This window comes from Roseovarius sp. B-10 (genome assembly GCF_056859295.1).
In genome coordinates, this window is sequence record NZ_JBSXOE010000016.1 from 41,420 (window position 1) to 60,211 (window position 18,792).

Annotated in this window: 20 protein-coding genes; 16 read left to right on the forward strand and 4 right to left on the reverse strand. The window is 68.1% G+C overall.

Going from position 1 to position 18,792, the window contains the following annotated elements; all coding sequences use genetic code 11:
* The first annotated feature begins 6 nt into the window (after nt 1-6).
* The 10 genes from AC13D8_RS01660 to AC13D8_RS01705 all read left to right on the forward strand — a co-directional run bounded on the left by AC13D8_RS01660 (nt 7) and on the right by AC13D8_RS01705 (nt 8,844).
* Nucleotides 7-834, forward strand: coding sequence for an HTD2 family dehydratase (locus tag AC13D8_RS01660; RefSeq protein WP_482967342.1), 828 nt, complete (start codon nt 7-9; stop codon nt 832-834).
* A 30-nt stretch (nt 835-864) separates the two neighbouring features.
* Nucleotides 865-1,182, forward strand: coding sequence for an ArsR/SmtB family transcription factor (locus tag AC13D8_RS01665; protein WP_482967343.1), 318 nt, complete (start codon nt 865-867; stop codon nt 1,180-1,182).
* Nucleotides 1,183-1,223: 41 nt separating this feature from the next.
* Nucleotides 1,224-2,273 (forward strand): permease, encoded by a 1,050-nt coding sequence (locus AC13D8_RS01670; protein ID WP_482967344.1) that lies wholly within the window; start codon nt 1,224-1,226, stop codon nt 2,271-2,273.
* Nucleotides 2,270-3,097, forward strand: coding sequence for a transglutaminase domain-containing protein (locus tag AC13D8_RS01675; RefSeq protein WP_482967345.1), 828 nt, complete (start codon nt 2,270-2,272; stop codon nt 3,095-3,097). The genes AC13D8_RS01670 and AC13D8_RS01675 overlap by 4 nt, the downstream gene beginning before the upstream one ends.
* A 108-nt stretch (nt 3,098-3,205) precedes the next feature.
* Nucleotides 3,206-4,186 carry a TRAP transporter substrate-binding protein gene (locus AC13D8_RS01680; RefSeq protein WP_482967346.1) on the forward strand — a complete coding sequence of 327 codons (981 nt, stop codon included), beginning with the start codon at nt 3,206-3,208 and terminating at the stop codon, nt 4,184-4,186.
* Nucleotides 4,187-4,249: 63 nt separating this feature from the next.
* A complete protein-coding gene (locus tag AC13D8_RS01685; protein WP_129432771.1) occupies nt 4,250-4,813 on the forward strand; it encodes a TRAP transporter small permease in 564 nt (187 codons plus the stop codon).
* Complete coding sequence (locus tag AC13D8_RS01690; RefSeq protein ID WP_482967347.1) at nt 4,803-6,107, forward strand: TRAP transporter large permease; 1,305 nt, start codon at nt 4,803-4,805, stop codon at nt 6,105-6,107. The genes AC13D8_RS01685 and AC13D8_RS01690 overlap by 11 nt, the downstream gene beginning before the upstream one ends.
* Nucleotides 6,077-6,610, forward strand: coding sequence for a winged helix DNA-binding protein (locus AC13D8_RS01695; RefSeq protein WP_240611633.1), 534 nt, complete (start codon nt 6,077-6,079; stop codon nt 6,608-6,610). Before AC13D8_RS01690 ends, AC13D8_RS01695 begins: the two co-directional genes overlap by 31 nt.
* A complete protein-coding gene (locus tag AC13D8_RS01700) occupies nt 6,607-7,536 on the forward strand; it encodes a hypothetical protein (protein WP_482967348.1) in 930 nt (309 codons plus the stop codon). The genes AC13D8_RS01695 and AC13D8_RS01700 overlap by 4 nt, the downstream gene beginning before the upstream one ends.
* Nucleotides 7,537-7,611: 75 nt before the next feature.
* Nucleotides 7,612-8,844, forward strand: coding sequence for an MFS transporter (locus AC13D8_RS01705; RefSeq protein ID WP_482967349.1), 1,233 nt, complete (start codon nt 7,612-7,614; stop codon nt 8,842-8,844).
* Between the two features lie 96 nt (nt 8,845-8,940).
* On the opposite strand, the gene AC13D8_RS01710 is transcribed toward AC13D8_RS01705, so the two are convergent.
* Complete coding sequence (locus tag AC13D8_RS01710; protein WP_482967350.1) at nt 8,941-9,345, reverse strand: VOC family protein; 405 nt, start codon at nt 9,343-9,345, stop codon at nt 8,941-8,943.
* Entirely contained in the window at nt 9,342-10,370 is a 1,029-nt protein-coding gene (locus AC13D8_RS01715; RefSeq protein ID WP_482967351.1) for an NAD(P)/FAD-dependent oxidoreductase, read from the reverse strand. The genes AC13D8_RS01710 and AC13D8_RS01715 overlap by 4 nt, the downstream gene beginning before the upstream one ends.
* A gap of 53 nt (nt 10,371-10,423) precedes the next feature.
* On the opposite strand from AC13D8_RS01715, the gene mnmC2 reads away from it, so the two are divergent.
* The 5 genes from mnmC2 to AC13D8_RS01740 all read left to right on the forward strand — a co-directional run bounded on the left by mnmC2 (nt 10,424) and on the right by AC13D8_RS01740 (nt 16,118).
* Nucleotides 10,424-11,101 carry a tRNA (5-methylaminomethyl-2-thiouridine)(34)-methyltransferase MnmC2 gene (gene mnmC2, locus AC13D8_RS01720; protein WP_482967352.1) on the forward strand — a complete coding sequence of 226 codons (678 nt, stop codon included), beginning with the start codon at nt 10,424-10,426 and terminating at the stop codon, nt 11,099-11,101.
* Nucleotides 11,098-11,964 carry a DMT family transporter gene (locus AC13D8_RS01725; protein WP_482967353.1) on the forward strand — a complete coding sequence of 289 codons (867 nt, stop codon included), beginning with the start codon at nt 11,098-11,100 and terminating at the stop codon, nt 11,962-11,964. The genes mnmC2 and AC13D8_RS01725 overlap by 4 nt, the downstream gene beginning before the upstream one ends.
* Before the next feature lie 230 nt (nt 11,965-12,194).
* Nucleotides 12,195-13,886: a 30S ribosomal protein S1 gene (rpsA, locus tag AC13D8_RS01730; RefSeq protein ID WP_482967354.1), complete on the forward strand. Its 1,692-nt coding sequence runs from the start codon at nt 12,195-12,197 to the stop codon at nt 13,884-13,886.
* 168 nt (nt 13,887-14,054) lie between these two features.
* Nucleotides 14,055-15,455 carry a selenium-binding protein SBP56-related protein gene (locus AC13D8_RS01735; protein WP_129432763.1) on the forward strand — a complete coding sequence of 467 codons (1,401 nt, stop codon included), beginning with the start codon at nt 14,055-14,057 and terminating at the stop codon, nt 15,453-15,455.
* 12 nt (nt 15,456-15,467) lie between these two features.
* On the forward strand, nt 15,468-16,118 hold the full coding sequence (locus tag AC13D8_RS01740) for a hypothetical protein (RefSeq protein ID WP_482967380.1): 651 nt from the start codon (nt 15,468-15,470) through the stop codon (nt 16,116-16,118).
* Nucleotides 16,119-16,124: 6 nt separating this feature from the next.
* On the opposite strand, the gene AC13D8_RS01745 is transcribed toward AC13D8_RS01740, so the two are convergent.
* On the reverse strand, nt 16,125-16,436 hold the full coding sequence (locus AC13D8_RS01745) for an HNH endonuclease family protein (protein WP_104018712.1): 312 nt from the start codon (nt 16,434-16,436) through the stop codon (nt 16,125-16,127).
* Nucleotides 16,437-16,489: 53 nt separating this feature from the next.
* Between AC13D8_RS01745 and AC13D8_RS01750 the strand changes: the two genes are divergently transcribed.
* The gene (locus AC13D8_RS01750; protein WP_482967355.1) at nt 16,490-17,653 is read left to right on the forward strand and encodes a TIGR03862 family flavoprotein; all 1,164 of its coding nucleotides are present in this window, start codon (nt 16,490-16,492) and stop codon (nt 17,651-17,653) included.
* Nucleotides 17,654-17,717: 64 nt separating this feature from the next.
* Here the strand turns inward: AC13D8_RS01750 and AC13D8_RS01755 are convergent, their stop codons facing one another.
* Nucleotides 17,718-18,305, reverse strand: coding sequence for a glutathione S-transferase family protein (locus tag AC13D8_RS01755; protein ID WP_104018714.1), 588 nt, complete (start codon nt 18,303-18,305; stop codon nt 17,718-17,720).
* Nucleotides 18,306-18,792: the final 487 nt, after the last annotated feature.

Genomic DNA, 18,792 nt, shown 5'->3' on the forward strand with positions numbered 1-18,792 from the left:
CAGAAAATGAACGACTATTCAGATTGGATCGGCTGGGGCTATACGCGGAGCGAGCCCGTGTCGGACCGCCTGATCGCGCAGTACCGCGCCACTCTGGACGGATACCTGGCCGAGGCTGAGGTGCCCGTGGGGCTGCACTGGTGCCTCGTGCCGGATGTGGTGGAGCCCGCGCGCCTTGGCCGGGACTGCCACCCGAAAACGGGCATTTTCCTGCCCGCCCTGCCGCTGCCGCGCCGGATGTGGGCGGGGGGCGAGTTGGAGTTCCATGCGCCCTTGGCACCCGGCGAAATGGTGACGCGCGAGACGGTGATCGACGACGTGACGTTCAAGCAGGGGCGCAGCGGGCAGTTGGGCTTCGTCACGCAGCGCCATGTCTACCGCGTCGAGGGCGCGCCGCGCATCACCGAACGGCAGGACATTGTCTATCGCGAGGATCCGAAGCCGGGGCAGGCGCGCGTGCCCGCGCGCGCACAGGATTGGCCGGGGTCCGAGACGTGGCACCTCACGCCCGACCCGACGTTGCTGTTTCGGTTCTCGGCGCTCACCTTCAACGGCCACCGCATCCATTACGATCACCCCTATGCCACGCAGGTCGAGGGCTACGAGGGGCTCGTGGTGCACGGGCCGATGCAGGCGGTTTGGATGATGAACCTCGCGGTTCACGTAGCCAACCGCACGGTTCGCCGCTTTTCCTATCGCGGTCTCAGCCCGCTCATCTGCGGCGCGGCGGTGGCCATCGAGGCGCGCGAGACAGCGGGCGGGCTGGACCTGCGCGTGCGGCGCGCGGCGGACGGGGTGGCGACGATGGAGGCGCGGGCGGAATTGGTGGATTGACATAACTAGTTTTATAGTTATATTGACCGCATGACACAGACAAGCCCCACCTCCTGCGCGCTCGCCGCGCTTGGCCACGACACCCGCCTCGCCATCTTTCGCTTGCTGGTGCGCGCGGGTGACGAGGGGCTCAGCGTGGGCGAGATCGGGCAGCACCTCGGGCAGGCCCCCTCGACGCTGGCGCACCACCTCTCGACGCTGGTCGATGCCGGGCTGGTGCTGCAGGAGCGGCAGGGCCGCACCATCCTGAACCGCGTGGATTTCGCCGCGATGCGGACCATGCTCGATTTTCTCACCGCCGAATGCTGCACCGGCGTGCGGCTGGCCTCCACCGATAGCGCGGCCTGATTTTTTGGGCCTAAAATCACGACATAACTAGGGATGTAAAAATGAGCGACTCCACCCTTACCCCGCCCCGTGCCGCCACCGTGCTGCGCACCGCCTGGCGCAAACACAGCGTCTGGCTCGTCACCGCGCTGATCCTCGCCGTGCTCGCCGTGTTTGACCGCGCGCAGGCGGGGGCGTCCGTTGCCTTCACGGCCGAGGCGCTGGCGGGCACCGCGCCCTTCCTCGTGCTGTCCATCGCCGTCGCGGCCTGGGCCACGGCCACCGGCGCCGACAACCTGATCGCCCGCGCCTTTACCGGCGCGCCGGCGGTGATGATCCTGCTGGCGGCGCTGGCGGGGGGGCTGTCGCCGTTCTGCTCCTGCGGGGTGATCCCGCTCATCGCGGCGCTGCTGGCGATGGGGGTGCCGCTGTCGGCGGTGATGGCGTTCTGGCTCGCCTCGCCGGTGATGGACCCGTCGATGTTCGTGCTGACGACGGGCGTTCTGGGCCTTGAATTCGCCATCGCCAAGACGCTGGCGGCCATTGGCCTCGGCCTGATGGGCGGCTGGGTGGTGCATTTCCTGGGCCGCGCCGGGGGCCTCGCCGATCCGCTGCGCGAGGGCATCGGCAACGGCGGCTGCGGCGGGTCGAAACTGCGCGACCCGAAACCGGTGGTGTGGCGCTTCTGGATCGACCCGGAGCGGCGCGCGAAGTTCGGGCGCGAGGCAGCGAGCGTCACCCTGTTCCTGCTGAAATGGCTGACGCTGGCCTTTGTCCTCGAAAGCCTGATGCTGGCCTTCATCCCCGCCGAGACGATCACCGGCGTGCTGGGCGGCACCGGCCTGATGCCAATCGTGCTTGGCACCCTCGTCGGTGTGCCCGCCTATCTCAACGGCTATGCCGCGCTGCCGCTGGTGGGTGGGCTGGTCGGGCAGGGTATGGCACCCGGTGCGGGGCTTGCCTTTCTCGTGGCGGGCGGCGTCACCTCGCTGCCCGCGGCGATCGCGGTGTGGGCGCTGGTAAAGCCCCGCGTCTTCGCGCTCTACCTCGCGCTATCGCTGACGGGGGCGTTCGCCGCCGGGCTGCTGTTCCAGATGTGGAACCTGACATGAGGCGGCTCACTGTCGAGATCGCGGGCCTTGAGTCGGGCGCGCGGCTGCTGGCCCCGGCGGGGATGGCCACCCCCGCCGAGGCCGTCGCCGCCGCGTCCGTCATAGGCGGGCGCATCGCCGCCGTCCTGCCCGAGCCGGAGCTGGGCCTTGCCGCGCTCGAGATCGAGGCGGAGGGCGGGCCGCTGACGCTGTCCTACGAGATCGCGCCCGGCGGTCCCGCCTATCCGGACATCATGTTCGCCCCGCGCGCGACGCGCTACACCACGCCCGCCGACGATCTGGCGCAGGCAAGCGTGGAGATGGCCCGCGCGGCGGGCGGCGGCATGGCGGGCATCGCGGCGCTGGTGGCGGAAGCAGAGGCGCGCTTTGCCTATGCCCATCCAGATGTGCGGTTCAATGACGGCACCGAGGCGGTGCCCTACCTTTCCTGCGGCCTGACGCCGGGCTCTTGCATCGACATCAACACCTACCTCGTGGCGAGCCTGCGCGCCGCCGGGTTCGAGGCGGGCTATGTCTATGGCTATTTCTTTCCGGCGGAGAAGGGCGGTGTCACCGACGACATGCATTGTTGGGTCGTCACCCGTCACGCCGGCGTGGTGCAGCACTGGGATATCGCCCACCACATGAAGGTCGGGCTCGGACCCGCGCGGGATGCGCTCAACCCGCGCCCCGGCTGGCGCGTCGCGCTGGGCCATTCGATGGGGCATCGCTACGGGCATTGTGCCGGGGTGGTGACGCTCAAGCTACTGGCAGAGCCGGTGCTGATCGGCGCCGACGGGAAGCCGGGACCGGCCCCGCTTGTCGCGCGGCTTGCCGCACCCTGACAGGACGCAGGCATTTTGTTGACAAATTGTCAATGACAGGGCAAGCTTGCCCTTGCACCGGCCCGCCGCTTGCGGCCCGGCGCCACGATTTGCAACAGGGAGCACCTCATGAAACATCTTTTCAACATGGCGCTGTCGGGGGCCTTTGCCCTCGGCCTCGGCGCGGGCGCGGCCACCGCGCAGACCACTTGGGACATGCCCACGCCTTACGGCGATTCCGTCTTTCACACGCAGAACATCATGCAGTTCGCCGAGGATGTGGCCGAGGCAACCGACGGCGCGCTCTCCATCACCGTGCACTCGGCGGGTTCGCTTTATGCGCACCCGGAAATCCGCGATTCCGTGCGCCGGGGCCTCGCCCCCATCGGTGAAATCCTGATGTCGCAGCTCGCCAACGAGGACGCGGTGTTCGGCGTCGATTCGGTGCCCTTCCTCGCCGCGAGCTATGACGATGCCGCGCGTCTGTGGGAAGCGTCGCGCGACCAGATCGCGGCCAAGCTGGCCGACCAGGGGCTGACGCTGCTCTATGCCGTGCCGTGGCCGGGTCAGAGCCTCTATGTCACCGAGGAGGTGACCTCGACCGAGCAGCTTCAGGGCGTCAATTTCCGCGCCTACAACACCGCCACCGAACGGTTGGCGCAACTCATGGGCGCGGTGCCGACGACGGTCGAGGCCGGTGATATCCCGACCGCCTTTTCCACCTCGCGCATCTCGGCGATGATCACCTCGCCCTCTACTGGCGTGTCGTCGCAGGCGTGGGATTTCGTCGGCCACTACATCGACACGCAGGCGTGGCTGCCCAAGAACATGGTGTTCGTCAACACCCGCGCCTTTGACGCCCTGCCCGCGGATCAGCAAGACGCGCTGATCGAGGCAGCGGCGCAGGCCGAGCTGCGCGGCTGGGAAATGTCGGTGGCCGAAACCGAGGCCAAGATCGCCACGTTGGAGGAAAACGGCATGCAGGTGCATCAGCCCTCTCCTGAACTGGCCAAGCAATTGCGCGAGATCGGCGAGACCATGACCGCGGAATGGAAAAAGGCCGCCGGTCCAGAGGGTGAGCTGATCCTCGACAACTACGCCCGCAACTGAGCGGGTGCGCGGGCGGGCTCTCCCGCCCGCGTCCTCTCATCCCGGACAGACAGGAGCCGTGCCATGCTGCGCAGGACGCTCGACCGTCTTTACGATGCAGGGTTCGTCCTTGCCGCGCTGGCGCTGGTGGCGATCGCCGTTCTGGTGCTGGTGCAGGTGGTAGGCCGGGTGATCGACCGAAGCCTGATCGCGGCGGGGCGCGAGCCTGTGGGCATCGCCATCACCTCGCTGTCGGAGATGGGCGGCTTCCTGTTCGTGGGCGCGGCGTTCCTGGCGCTGGCGGGCACGTTGCGCGCCGGCGGGCATGTTCGCGTCACCATGCTGACCGACAGCCTGCCCGCGCCGCTGGCGCGGATTCTTTCGGTGCCGGTGCTGCTCGGGGCGCTGGGGCTTTGCGGCTTCGCGCTCTACAGCGCATTCGTGCAGGCGCGCGACAGCTATACCTTCGACGCGGTCAGCTTCGGCATGGCGAAATTCCCGCTCTGGGTGCCGCAGGCGGTGATGGTGGCGGGCCTTGCGTTGCTGGCACTGGCGCTTGTCGATGCGCTGGTGGCGTTGTTGCGCGGGCAGACCCCCGATTATCGCCGCGCCGAAGAGGCGAAGAAGGGAGGCACCGATGGGCATTGAGGCCCTCTCGCTCGTCCTCGTGGCGATCCTCTTCGGCTGCCTCGCGCTGGGGCTGTGGGTGGGGTTCGCGCTCATCGCCGTGGGGCTGGCGGCGATGCTCATGGCCTCGTCGGCCCCGGTGGAGCTGGTCTTTGCCACCAAGGTGTGGGGCGCACTCAATATCTGGGATTTGACCGCGCTGCCGATGTTTATCTGGATGGGCGAAATCCTGTTCCGCTCGCGGCTGTCGTCGGACATGTTCTCGGGGCTGGCCCCGCTGACCACCCGGCTGCCGGGGCGGCTGTTGCACGCCAATATCTTCGGCTGCGCGCTTTTCGCCGCCGTTTCCGGCTCGTCGGCGGCCACCACGGCCACGGTGGGGCGCATGTCGGTGCCGGAACTGACCCGGCGCGGCTATGACGACCGCATGATCATCGGCACGCTGGCGGGCTCGGGCACGTTCGGCTTTCTCATCCCGCCGTCGATCATCCTGATCGTCTATGGCGCCGCGACCGAGCAGAGTATCGCGCGGCTGTTCCTCGCAGGGATCGGGCCGGGGCTGATGCTGGCGGCGCTGTTCTCGGGCTACACCATGCTCTGGGCGCTTACCCATCGCGACCGGATGCCCGCCACCGAGCCCGCCACGACATGGGCCGACAAGCTGCGCGCCATCGTGCTTCTGGGGCCGACGATCCTGCTCATCGTCGCGGTCATCGGCTCGATCTACGCGGGGCTGGCCTCGCCCACAGAGGCGGCGGTGGTGGGGGTGCTGGGCGCGCTGATCCTATCCGGTATGGGCGGCTCGCTCAATTGGCAGAGCACATGGGGCGCGCTGCGCGGCGCCACGATCACCAGCTGCATGATCGCTTTCATCCTCGCGGGTGCGGCGTTCCTGACCGTGGCGATGGGCTATACCGGCATCCCGCGCGCGCTGGCGGCCTGGATCGGAGAGCAGGGATACTCGGCGGGGATGCTGCTGGCGGCGCTGGTGGTGTTCTTCATCCTGCTGGGGATGTTCCTCGACGGCATCTCGATCGTCGTGCTGACCACCTCGGTGATCCTGCCGATGGTGCTGGCCGCCGGGATAGACCCGATCTGGTTCGGCATCTTCCTCGTGCTGGTGGTGGAGATGAGCCAGATCACGCCGCCCGTGGGCTTCAACCTTTTCGTGCTCCAATCCATCACCGGGCGCGGCATCTTCGAGATCGCGCGCCACGCATTCCCGTTCTTCCTGCTGCTGGTGGCCGCCACCGCTATCCTGACCCTGTTCCCGGAGATCGCCCTATGGATCCCGCAGACGATGCTCGCCCGCTGACGCCGGGACCGGTCGTGTCCTCGGCCCACCTTGCCAGCTCTGGCATGCCCGAGCTGTCGGAGATGGAGTTTGCCCTCACGATGGCCAACCACGCGTTCCAGCGCTGGATGTCGCGCTGCATGACCGCCGCAGGGATGCCCGGTCTCGCGCCGCTTGAGGTGCTGGTGGTCCACCTCGTGCATCACCGCGACCGGCCCAAGAGCCTCGCGGATATCTGCCTCGTGCTCAATGTCGAGGATACCCACCTCGTCAGCTACGCGGTCAAGAAGCTGGAGCGCGCGGGCCTTGTCGAGACCGGGCGCAAGGGCAAGGAAAAGACCGTCTCCATCACCGCGGCAGGCGCCGATTACTGCACCCGCTATGGCCGCGTGCGCGAGGAGTTGCTGGTGCGCTCGGTCGAACAGCTCGGCCTCGACCGGGCCGAGATGTCGCGCCTGGCGGCGCTCTTGCGCGCGCTGTCGGGCTGTTACGATCAGGCGGCGCGCGGCGCGGCGGCGGTGTGAGCGGGGCGTTCGCGGCGCTGGCCCGTCACGGGCGGCTGGTGCTGGTGGCGGGCCTCGTGGTGGGGGCGCTGGCACCGGGGCTGGCGCGCACGATGGCGCCGCTTATCTTCCCGATGATCGCGTTCCTGCTGTTCCTCGCCACGCTGCGGGTAGATATGCGCGCGGCGTTTCCGGGCCGCCGGTCCTTGCCGCGCTATCTTGCCGTCACGCTGGTGATGCAGGTGGCGCTGCCGGTGGTGGCCATCGTCGGGCTCTGGGCGCTGGGGGCACAGGCGAGCGTTCTGGGCATCGGCCTGGTGCTGGTGCTGGCCGCGCCGCCGATGACCGGCAGCCCCGGCCTGACGATCCTCGCGGGCGGCGATCCCGCCCCGGCGCTGCGGCAACTGGTGCTGGGCACGGCGCTGTTGCCGCTGACGGTGCTGCCGGTGTTCTGGCTGTTGCCGGTGTTCGGCGCGCCGCTGGTGGTGGTCGAGGCGGCACTGCGCCTGCTGGCGGTGATCGCGGTGGCGGGGGGCGCGGGGATCGTGCTGCGGGGGCGGGTGGCGTGGCTGCGCGGACCGGCGGGGCAGGGCGCGGTGGACGGGCTCATCACGCTGGCCATGGCGGTGGTCGTGGTCGGCCTCATGTCCGCCGTGGGGCCCGCGCTCAGGGCCCCCGGTCCCGCCTTCTGGGCCACGCTTGCCGCTGTCTTCGCGCTCGGCTTCGGCGCGCAGGTGGTGACGCTGCTGCTGGCCCGCCACCGCGCGCCGGGCAGCGCCCCGGCGCTGGCGGTCATCGCGGGCAACCGCAACCTTGCGCTGTTCCTCGGCGCGCTGCCGCCCGAGACGGCGGCGGCGCTCCTGCTGTTCGTGGGGCTATATCAATTGCCGATGTACCTCACGCCGCTGGTCATGGCGCCGCTGATCCGACGGCTTGCGCCTGCGTGATGGACGCCACCACAAAGCCTGAATTGACGCCGCCGCGCGGTGGCGTAATCTGCGCCCGATCCCGCGCGAGGCCCCATGCAGAAATCCGCCCCCCTGTTAACACCCGTCCTGATCGCAGGCTGCACCATCCTGATGATCTCCTTCGCGATCCGCGCCTCTTTCGGCGTGTTCCAGATCCCGATCGCAGAGGAGTTCAACTGGCCCCGCGCCGAGTTCTCGCTCGCCATCGCCATCCAGAACCTCGCCTGGGGAATCGGCCAGCCCATTTTCGGCGCGCTGGCCGAGAAGATGGGCGACCGCCGCGCCATCGTCGCAGGCGCGCTGGTCTATGCGGCCGGGCTGGTGCTGTCGTCGTTCGCCGTGTCGCCGCAGGCGCACCAGGCTTATGAGGTGCTGGTGGGCTTCGGCATCGCCGGGACCGGCTTTGGCGTCATCCTCGCCGTGGTCGGGCGGGCAAGCTCGGACGAGAACCGCTCGATGAGCCTCGCCATCGCCACCGCCGCGGGATCGGCGGGGCAGGTGTTCGGCGCGCCGGTGGCTGAATGGATGCTCGGCTTCATGACATGGCAGGGCGTGTTCGTGGTGTTTGCCGCCACCATCCTCGCGGTGCTGGTGATGCTGCCCTTGATGCGCGCACCCGCCCCAGCGGGCCGCGCCGTGCTGGAACAATCCATGGGCGACGCGCTGCAACAGGCGTTTCGCGATCCATCCTACGCGCTCATCTTCCTGGGATTCTTCAGTTGCGGCTATCAGCTTGGCTTCATCACCGCGCATTTCCCGGCGCTGGTGACCGAGATGTGCGGCCCGATCCTGCCCGGCGGCGTGCTGCACAATATCGGCATCACCACCACGTCGGCGCTGGGCGCGGTGGCGATCTCGCTCATTGGCCTTGCCAATATCGGCGGCACGCTGATGGCGGGCTGGCTTGGCAACCGTCATTCGCGCAAGCACCTGCTTGCGGGCATCTATGCCGCGCGCACGGTGGTGGCGGCGGCCTTCATGCTGACGCCGATCACGCCGGGCACGGTGCTGCTGTTTTCGGTGGCGATGGGGTCGCTGTGGCTGGCCACGGTGCCGCTGACCTCTGGCCTGATCGCGCATATCTACGGGTTGCGCTACATGGGCACGCTCTACGGGATCGTGTTCTTCTCGCATCAGCTTGGCAGCTTCCTCGGCGTGTGGCTGGGCGGGCGGCTCTACGACCTGCACGGCGACTACTCGCTGGTGTGGTGGATCGGCGTGGGGGTGGGGGCGTTCTCGGCGCTGGTGCACCTGCCGGTCCGCGAGCGGCCCCTCGCCGCGGCCTGATCGCCGGGGGACAGGGGTAACCCTCCCGATGACTCGCCTGTCCTGCATCTGCCCGATGGTCAACGACCGCCCCAGACCAAAACCTGCCACCCGCGCTCACCCCGCCCGGTTGGAAATCTCCAGCAGGTTGCCATCGGGGTCGCGCAGGTAGAGCGAGACGATCGGCCCCGTCGCCCCGCTGCGCGGCACCGGGCCGTCCTCGACCGTGACGCCCAGCGCCGCGAAATGCGCCTGCCAATCGCCGAGCGGCACATCGCTCAGGAAACACAGATCGGCGGAGCCGGGGGTGGCGCGCGCGGCGCGCGGGGCAAACTCGGCCCCGGCCTGATGCAGGTTGATCTTCTGCGTGCCGAAACGCAGCGCGTGACGTGCGCTGCCATCCGTGGCGCGGAACACCTCCGGCACCATCCCCAGCACGTCCTGGTAGAAGGTCACCGTCGCCCCGATGTCGGCGACGGTCAGCACGAGGTGGTCAAGGCTTGATAGGCGCGGCCCGGTCATAGCGAGGCCTCCGGGCGAAAGCCCCCGGGGATGCGGTCCACCCCGTCGAGCATCAGCTCTGCCATCACCTCGGCCACCTTGGGCGCCATGCCAAAGCCGATCTTGAACCCGCCATTGGCGATGAACTCACCGTGCCGCAGCGGGTGCGCCCCCAGCATCGGTGCGCGGCTTCGCGCGCGCGGGCGCAGCCCGGCCCAGCGTTCGATCACCGGCGCACCCGCCAGCGCGGGGATCGCCGCGCAGGCGCGCGCGATCACGTCATCCAGTTGCGCATCGGTGGCGGCGGGATCGTCATAGTCGCGTTCGGAAGTGGAGCCGATCGCGGTGGTGCCGTCGGCGTGGGGCACAACGTGCACCCCGTCGGCAAACAGTTGCGGCGCCTCGCGCGCGTCCAACGCCAGCAGCGCGGCCTGCCCCTTGACGCCATTGCCCGCGGCGCGGCCCGCCGCATGGCTCAGTTCCTCCAGCCCCGCCACCCCCGTGGCCCACAACACGCGGCCCTCCTGCGGTCCCTCGCGCACCACCTCGGCCCCGCGCTTGCGCAGCGCCGCCACCAGCGCCTCGCAGGCGCGGCGCGGATGCAGGCGCGCGCTCAGCGTGTCGCGGATGACGTGGCCGGTGGGGCTCTCGGGGCACCACTTTCCCCCGGCAGGCTCCACCCGCCACGCCGCCTTGCCCTGCCACAGCGCCGCGGCGCTCTCTTCCCGCGCGCGGGCCAGCGCCAGACCGCTCTCGTCCATCACCGGCTGTATCCGGCCCAGCCGCGCATAACCCGGCTGCACCCCGCCCGCCTCGGCCACCTCGGCCCAGAACCCCTCGGCCATGAGCAGGCTCTCAAACTGGAACGCCTTCTTGTCGTTCCAGTTCTCCGGCACATGCGGGGCGAGCGCGCCGACCAGGCCCCCCGACGCCCCCGCGCCGGGCCCGTTCGGGTCGATCACCCGCACCCGCGCCCCGCGCCGGGCACAGGCCCAGGCCACCGACAGGCCGAATATCCCCGCCCCCATCACCGTCACATCGGTCATTGCACATTCCCCCGGCACCCGGCATCCTGCCCGCCGTTCTAGAGGATTACCCCATGCAGGACCAGCAGGCCGGGATCGACTGGCGCGACGGCGACGTGCCGGTCTCGACCCGGTTCAATGATCCGTATTTCAGCCTTGAGAACGGGCTTGCCGAGACGCGGCACGTTTTTCTCGCGGGCAACGATCTGCCGGTGCGATTCCGCGACGGGTTTCACATTGCCGAGCTTGGCTTTGGCACCGGGCTCAACCTGCTGGCCGCGCTGCATGCCTGGCGGGTGGCAGGTGTGGCGGGGCGGCTCATCTTCACTTCTTTCGAGGCGTTCCCGATGGCAGCGCCAGACATGCGCCGCGCGCAATCCCGTTTTCCCGATCTCGCGCCGCTCGCCGCAGAGCTTGCGCCGCATTGGCGGGGCGGCGGGCAGCGGATCACGCTGCCCGATCTCGATTTCACGCTGGTCGAGGGCGACGCACGCGAAACGCTAAGCCATTGGCCGGACAAGGCGGATGCGTGGTTCCTCGACGGGTTTTCACCCGCCAAGAACCCCGAACTCTGGCAGCCCGACCTGATGGAGAGCGTCGCCCGCCACACAGCAAAGGGCGGCACGGCGGCCACCTACACGGCGGCGGGTTTCGTGCGCCGGGGCTTGGAGGCGGCGGGGTTTTCTGTCAGCCGTGTTCCGGGATACGGGCGCAAGCGCCACATGACCCGCGCAATACTGGACAGGCAATGACCGATCAGAACACCCGCCTCGGCATCTGGATGATGGTGCTGACCACCTTCATCTTCGCCGTGCAGGACGGCATCTCGCGCCACCTGGCGGGGGAATACAACGTGTTCATGGTGGTGATGATCCGCTACTGGTTCTTCGCCGCCTTCGTCATGACCGTCGCCGCGCGCCGCGCCGGCGGTCTGATGGCCGCCGCCGCCACCGCGCAGCCGCTGATGCAGGGCTTTCGCGCGCTGCTTCTGGTGGCCGAGATCTGCGTGATGATCTACGGTTTCACCCTCCTTGGGCTGGTCGAGAGCCACGCGGTATTCGCCGCCTACCCGCTATTGATCGCCGCGCTTTCCGGCCCGGTTCTGGGCGAGAGCGTGGGCTGGCGGCGCTGGGTGGCGATCGGCGTGGGCTTTGTCGGTGTCGTCATCATCCTCGAGCCCGGCTTCGGCGTGTTTCAGCCCGCCGCCATCATCCCCTTCATCGCCGCGCTGATGTTCGCGCTCTACGGGCTGCTCACGCGGTTCGTGGCCAAGCTCGACGACGCGGCCACCTCGTTCTTCTGGACCGGCACGGTGGGGTCGGTCGCGATGACGGCGGTGGGCGCGTGGTTCTGGGAGCCGATGACCGCCCCCGACTGGGTCTGGATGGGGGCGCTCTGCATCACCGGGGCGGCGGGGCACTACACGCTCATCAAGTGTTACGAGGTCGCCGAGGCGAGCGCGGTGCAGCCCTTTGCTTACCTGCAACTGGTGTTCGCTAGCACCATCGGCATCCTGGTGTTTTCCGAGACCATCCGCCTCAACGTGGCGCTGGGCGCGGCGCTGATCGTGGGGGCGGGGCTGTTTACCCTGTGGCGGCAGCGGCGCGCAGGTTGACGCGCACGGGCGATCTTGCCGCTTGATTTACGCCTGCGTGGCCGCTATGACGCCCGTTGTCAACAAGGCGGAACCGCCGCAGGACCGAAGAGAGCGAGCAGGGTCGGCATCCCCGGCCCTCTTTGTTTTGTGGCCCGCCTGACCAACGAACCCCCGTTCCACCGCAGGTGGACACCACCCAAAGACCGGCGGAGACAACCGCACGGCCGGAAAATGAACGTTACAAAGGAATGAAACGCCACATGGCTCAGAACGCATCTATGGAGGAATTCGAGGCCCTCCTTAATGAAAACCTCGAAATGGACACCCCCGACGAGGGCTCTGTCGTCAAGGGCAAGGTCATCGCCATCGAGGCGGGCCAGGCCATCATCGACGTCGGCTACAAGATGGAAGGCCGCGTCGATCTAAAGGAATTCGCGAATCCCGGCGAGCAGCCCGACATCCATGTCGGCGACGAGGTCGAAGTCTACCTGCGCTCCGCCGAGAACGCCCGCGGCGAAGCCGTGATCAGCCACGAGATGGCGCGCCGCGAGGCGGCGTGGGACCGTCTCGAGAAAGCCTATGCCGACGAGGAGCGCGTCGAGGGCGCGATCTTCGGTCGCGTCAAGGGCGGCTTTACCGTCGATCTCGGCGGTGCCGTGGCCTTCCTGCCCGGCTCTCAGGTCGACGTGCGCCCGGTGCGCGACGCCGGCCCGCTTATGGGCCTCAAGCAGCCGTTCCAGATCCTCAAGATGGACCGCCGCCGCGGCAATATCGTCGTGTCGCGCCGCGCCATCCTCGAGGAAAGCCGCGCCGAACAGCGCGCCGAGGTCATCGCCAACCTCACCGAGGGTCAGGCCGTTGACGGCGTGGTCAAGAACATCACCGAATACGGCGCCTTCGTCGATCTCGGCGGTGTCGATGGCCTGCTGCACGTCACCGACATGGCATGGCGCCGGGTCAACCACCCCTCCGAGATCCTGTCGATCGGCGAGACCGTCAAGGTCCAGGTCATCAAGATCAACAAGGAGACGCACCGCATCAGCCTCGGCATGAAGCAGTTGCAGGAAGATCCGTGGGATCTGGTGGCGGCCAAGTATCCGCTGGCCTCTGTCCACACCGGTCGCGTCACCAACATCACCGACTACGGCGCCTTCGTCGAGCTGGAGCCCGGTGTCGAGGGGCTGGTTCACGTCTCGGAAATGTCCTGGACCAAGAAGAACGTGCACCCCGGCAAGATCGTCTCCACCTCCCAGGAGGTCGAGGTCATGGTGCTCGAGATCGACCCGGCCAAGCGCCGCGTCAGCCTCGGGCTCAAGCAAACCATGCGCAACCCGTGGGAAGTGTTCGCCGAGCAGTACCCGCCGGGAACCGAGGTCGAGGGCGAGGTCAAGAACATCACCGAGTTCGGCTTGTTCATCGGCATGGAAGGCGACATCGACGGCATGGTTCACCTCAGCGACCTGAGCTGGGACGAGCGTGGCGAGGACGCCATCCAGAACTACAAGAAGGGCGACATGGTTCAGGCTGTCGTCTCGGACGTGGACGTCGAGAAAGAGCGCATCTCGCTCTCGATCAAGGCGCTGGGCGGCGACAAGTTTGCCGAGGCCGTGGGCGGCGTCAAGCGCGGCTCGATCGTCACCGTCGAGGTGACCGCGATCGAGGATGGCGGCATCGAGGTGGAATACGAAGGCATGAAGTCCTTCATCCGCCGCTCCGACCTCAGCCGCGACCGCTCCGAACAGCGCCCCGAGCGGTTCTCGGTCGGTGACAAGGTCGATGCCCGCGTGACCAATATCGACAGCAAGACCCGCCGTCTCGGCCTGTCGATCAAGGCCCGCGAGATCGCCGAAGAGAAAGAGGCCGTCCAGCAGTTCGGCTCGTCCGACTCGGGCGCGTCGCTGGGCGACATTCTCGGCGCGGCGCTCAAGGGCGACAAGTAAGCCAAGGCGCCGCAAGGCACCCGGACGGCCCCGCCTCGGCGGGGCCGTTTGCGTTTGGCGACCCGTTTCAAAGGATTTGCCGCAAACCGGGATTCGTGAGAGGCTGAAAAACCAGCGAAAAGCTTCATGCGTTGCCCATTGGGCGCGCATTAAGGGAGGATACCGCAGATGAACCTCAGACCCGATCCCACGTTCCACGCCACCCCGAAACTGGCGATGGAGGCTCCCGCCGAAACGCTCGCCTTTACCCTGATGCTCAGCCCCGACGGCAGCCAGCCGGACGGGCTCGCCGTGGTGGATGTGGACCCCAAGTCGAAATCCTATGGCCAGATCCTGCATCAGGTCATCATGCCCTACACCGGCGACGAGTTTCACCATTTCGGCTGGAACGCCTGTTCGTCCTCGCTCTCGCCGCTGACCGGGCATGCCTTTCTCGAACGGCGATACCTGATCATCCCCGGCATCCGTTCGAGCCGCATCTACATCATCGACGTCAAGGAGCCGCTCAAGGCGAAAATCCACAAGATCATCGAACCCGAGGAAGTGTTTGCCAAGACCGGCTATTCGCGCCCGCACACCATCCATTGCGGCCCCGAGGGCATCTATGTCAGCACCCTTGGCGGCGGCGGCAAGGACGGCACCGACGGCCCGCCGGGCATCTTCATCATGGATTGCGAAACGTTCGAAATCCTCGGCCGCTACGAGATGGATCGCGGCGCGCAGGACAAGCATTACGATTTCTGGTGGAACCTGCCGCGCGATTACATGGTCAGTTCCGAATGGGGCCTGCCGCCGCAATTCGAAAACGGCATCGTGCCCGAGGACCTGCTCTCCAACAAGTACGGCCACGCGATCCATTTCTGGAAATTGCGCGAACGCCGCAACGTGCAGACCATCGACCTTGGTGAGAATCACCAGATGGCGCTCGAAATCCGGCCCGCGCACGATCCGGCCAAGGATTACGGCTTCTGCGGCGTGGTGGTGGATACTACCAATCTCGAAGGCTCGATCTGGACATGGTGGCGTAAGGATGACGGCACATTCGAGGCGAAGAAGACCGTCACCATCCCGCCGCAGCCCGCCGCCCCCGATGACCTGCCCGCGCTGCTCAAGGGCTTCGAGGCGGTGCCGCCCCTGGTCACCGATATCGACCTCAGCCTCGACGATAAGTATCTCTACGTCGCCTGCTGGGGCACCGGCGAGATGCACCAATACGATGTCTCCGACCCGATGAAGCCCGTCCTCGCGGGCAAGGTCGAACTCGGCGGCATCGTGGCGGACACCAAGCACCCCAATGGCCGCGATTTCGCCTACGGCCCGCAGATGGTAGAGATCAGCCGCGACGGCAAGCGCGTCTACTGGACCAACTCGCTCTATTCGACGTGGGACGACCAGTTCTACCCCGACGACGAGGGCGGGCAGATGGTGATGGCCCATGTCGGCGAGAACGGCGGCCTGACGCTCGATCCCGATTTCTACGTCGATTTCCCCAAGGGCTATCGCGCGCACCAGATTCGCCTCGAGGGCGGCGACTGTTCCACCGACAGTTTCTGCTATCCGTCCGTCTGACGCGTGGCTGATCTGAATACGACGGCGGCCCTGTGGTGGGCCGTCGTCGCCTCGGGGCTCTACCACGGCATCAATCCCGGCATGGGCTGGCCGCTCGCGGTCTCGGCAGCACTGATGGAGCGCGCGCGCGGCAGCCTGTGGAAGGCGCTCGCGGCGCTCGCCGGCGGGCACCTGCTGGCGATGACCGCGATCCTGTTTCCGTTCTCGATGCTGGTCTCGCTGGTGACGTGGCAGCGCGAAATCCAGATCGGCGCGGCCTGTCTCGTGATCGGCCTCGGGCTCTACCTTCTGGTCAACCGGCGGCACCCCCGGTTCCTCGCCCGGGTGCCGCCCTCGCGGCTGGTGCTATGGTCGTTCCTCGCGGCCACGGCGCACGGCGCGGGGCTGATGCTGGTGCCGATCTATCTCGGCATCTGCGACCTCGCACAGGAGGGCGCAGGCCACGCCGCCGCCTCCACGCTGATGCGCAGCACGCTGGCCACCGCGACCCTCGTCGCCGTGGTCCACACCCTTGCCATGACGGCGGCGGGCGGGGCGCTGGCGTTCGGTGTCTATCGCTGGCTGGGGCTGAAATTCCTGTCGCGAAGCTGGTTCAACCTCGACCTGCTCTGGGCGCTGAGCCTTGTCCTCGTCGGCGGCCTGTCGCTCTGGCACGCGCTCTGAGCCACGTCACCGCTTGCGCCGCGCGCCGGGTGTCTTCGAGTGAAATTCCGGCGGGCGCTTCGCCACCCACGCGATGAACCGTGCCAGCCGGGGATGGGCGCGCAACGCCTCGACGGTATGATACGCCCGCGCCAGCTCCGCCTCGGTCAGCGTGGCGTGGATCTCGTTGTGGCAGATCTGGTGCAGGCGCACCACCGGTCCGCCCTTGCCGCCCTTGAGCTTCGGCACGAGGTGGTGAAGGCTCTGCCGCGCATCCGGCGGGATGGGCCGTAGGCACAGCGGGCAGATCGGGGTCTCGGGCGGTTTCTCTTGATCCATTGCGGCGCTCCGGGCCATAGCATGGCCCAACGTGAACCGAGGGCAAGGGGCAAGTGATGGAAGCGCTGGTCATCGGGGCCGGGCCCGCCGGGCTCATGGCAGCGCGCGAGCTGGCCCGTGCCGGGCTGCGCGTGACGCTGGCGGAGGGCAAGCCATCGGCGGGTCGCAAACTCCTGATGGCCGGGAAATCGGGGCTCAACCTCACCAAGAATGAGCCGTTCGAGGATTTCCTCGCGGCCTACGGCGCGCGCGCCGACCGCTTGCGCCCGATGCTCGAGGCGTTCGGGCCAGAGGCCGTGCAGGACTGGGCGCGGGAACATGGCCAACAACTGTTCACCGGCTCCACGGGCCGCGTCTTTCCCCGCGTGATGAAGGCCTCGCCGCTCCTGCGCAGCGTGCTGGCCGAATTGCGCGGCCTCGGCGTCGATCTGCGCACCCGCTGGCGCTGGACCGGGTGGCAGGGCGATGCGCTGTGCTTCGATACGCCCGAGGGGCCACAGCGGCGCTCTCCCGCCGTCACCGTGCTGGCCTGCGGCGGGGCAAGCTGGGCGCGGCTCGGCTCGGACGGGGGGTGGAGCGCATATCTCGCATCCGACGCCCTCGCCCCGTTCCGCCCCGCCAACATGGGGTTCCTCGTGGACTGGTCGGCCCACATGGCTCCGCATTTCGGGCAGCCGGTAAAGGGGGTGGAGTTGCAGGCAGGCACGGCGCGGTCGCGTGGCGAATTCGTCATCTCCGCCACCGGGCTGGAGGGCGGCGGCATCTACGAGGTCAGCAGTGCCCTGCGCGACGGTGCACCGCTCCTGCTCGACCTGTTGCCGGACCTGTCAGCGGATCAGATCGCCGCGCGGCTGGCCAGGGCGCGGGCGCGCGACAGCCTTGGCAACCGGCTGCGCAAGGCGCTGCGGCTGGAGCCTGCCAAGCTCGCGCTGGCGATGGAGTTTGCCCGCACCGCGCCCGATCTGCCCGCCGCGCTCAAGGCCCTGCCGGTGCCGCTCAGGGGCCCCCGCCCGATGGACCAGGCGATTTCCACGGCGGGCGGGCTGCGACTTGAGGCGCTCGACGCTGGCCTCATGCTGCGCGCCCGCCCCGGCACCTTCGCCGCCGGCGAGATGCTCGATTGGGAGGCGCCCACCGGCGGCTACCTGCTGACCGCCTGCCTCGCTACCGGCCTTTGGGCGGGGCGCCACGCCGCCGCCTATGCGCAGGCCTTGTGAGCCCGGTTTCTTCTTGGTCAAAATACTCCGGGGAGTTCGAGGGGCTGGCCCCTCGATCCCACCCTCAGGGCAGGGCCGCCGCCCGCTGAAACGCGGGCCGCGCCATCATCGCCTCGAGATAGGCCGCCAGCCGTGCGGGCGGTTCGGGAAACCCCGCCTTGCCCGCCCACATCAGGCAATGCGCCAGCAGGATATCGGCGATGGTCATCGTCTCTCCCTGCAGGAACGGCCCGGCAAGCGCCCCCTCCAGCCCCTTGATATTGCGCTCGTATTCCCACTTGAGCGAGTCCTTGACCGCCGCCACCCGCTGCGCCTCGGGCAGCACGAAGGAATGCCGCGCCGCCGTCCACAAAAGCGCGTCCACCTCGTCGAGCACGCGGTGCGTCAACGCATCCTGCGCGGCGCGTTCGTGGCTGCCGGGGGCATGGGTCAACTGCCCGTGCCGGTCGGCGAGAAAGGTCATGATCGCGGTGGAATCGGTCAGCACCCGGTCGCCATCGCGCAGCGCCGGTATCTTGCCCGAGGGGTTGACCGCCAGCGCCTCGTCCGAGCGCGGCGCGACGGGCAGGTGGGTGTAATCGAGCCCCATCTCCTCTAGCAGCCACAGCACCCGGAAAGCCCTGCTCGCCCGCGATCCGATGACGTCATACATGGTGGTGCCCCCGCTTGATCCGTTGTCGCGGCACCATTGCGCAAAGGGCGGGCCGTGGCAACGGCATGTGGGGGAATGAGGGTCCGGCCGGGGGGGCAGGTCTGGCCTTCGGCGGCTCCTCACAGCCTGGTGTCGATGCGCGGAATAAAGGCGCGTTCACGCGCCGCCGCGCAGCGCCCGACCGTCCCCCGGGCGGGCGCTCTTGCAACGTCCGAGCTCGCACAATCGTTGACGTGTCTTGCTCCATAAAACGCTGACCACAATCGTTTGCGCGCCCACCCACGGTCGTGCGCTGCGCGGCTTCTCAAGCCACGCCTCAAGGCTCTCCCGGTCCCGGATATCCGACACGTCCACCATTCCCCGAACCCTGCCCCGACCTTTACCCTGAGTCCAGCGCACGCCCCGTTCACCCCGGCCCCTGCCGAAAACCGCACCGTCGGAATACCGACAGGATACCGACGCGATGCCGCCCAGGTATTTCTCACGA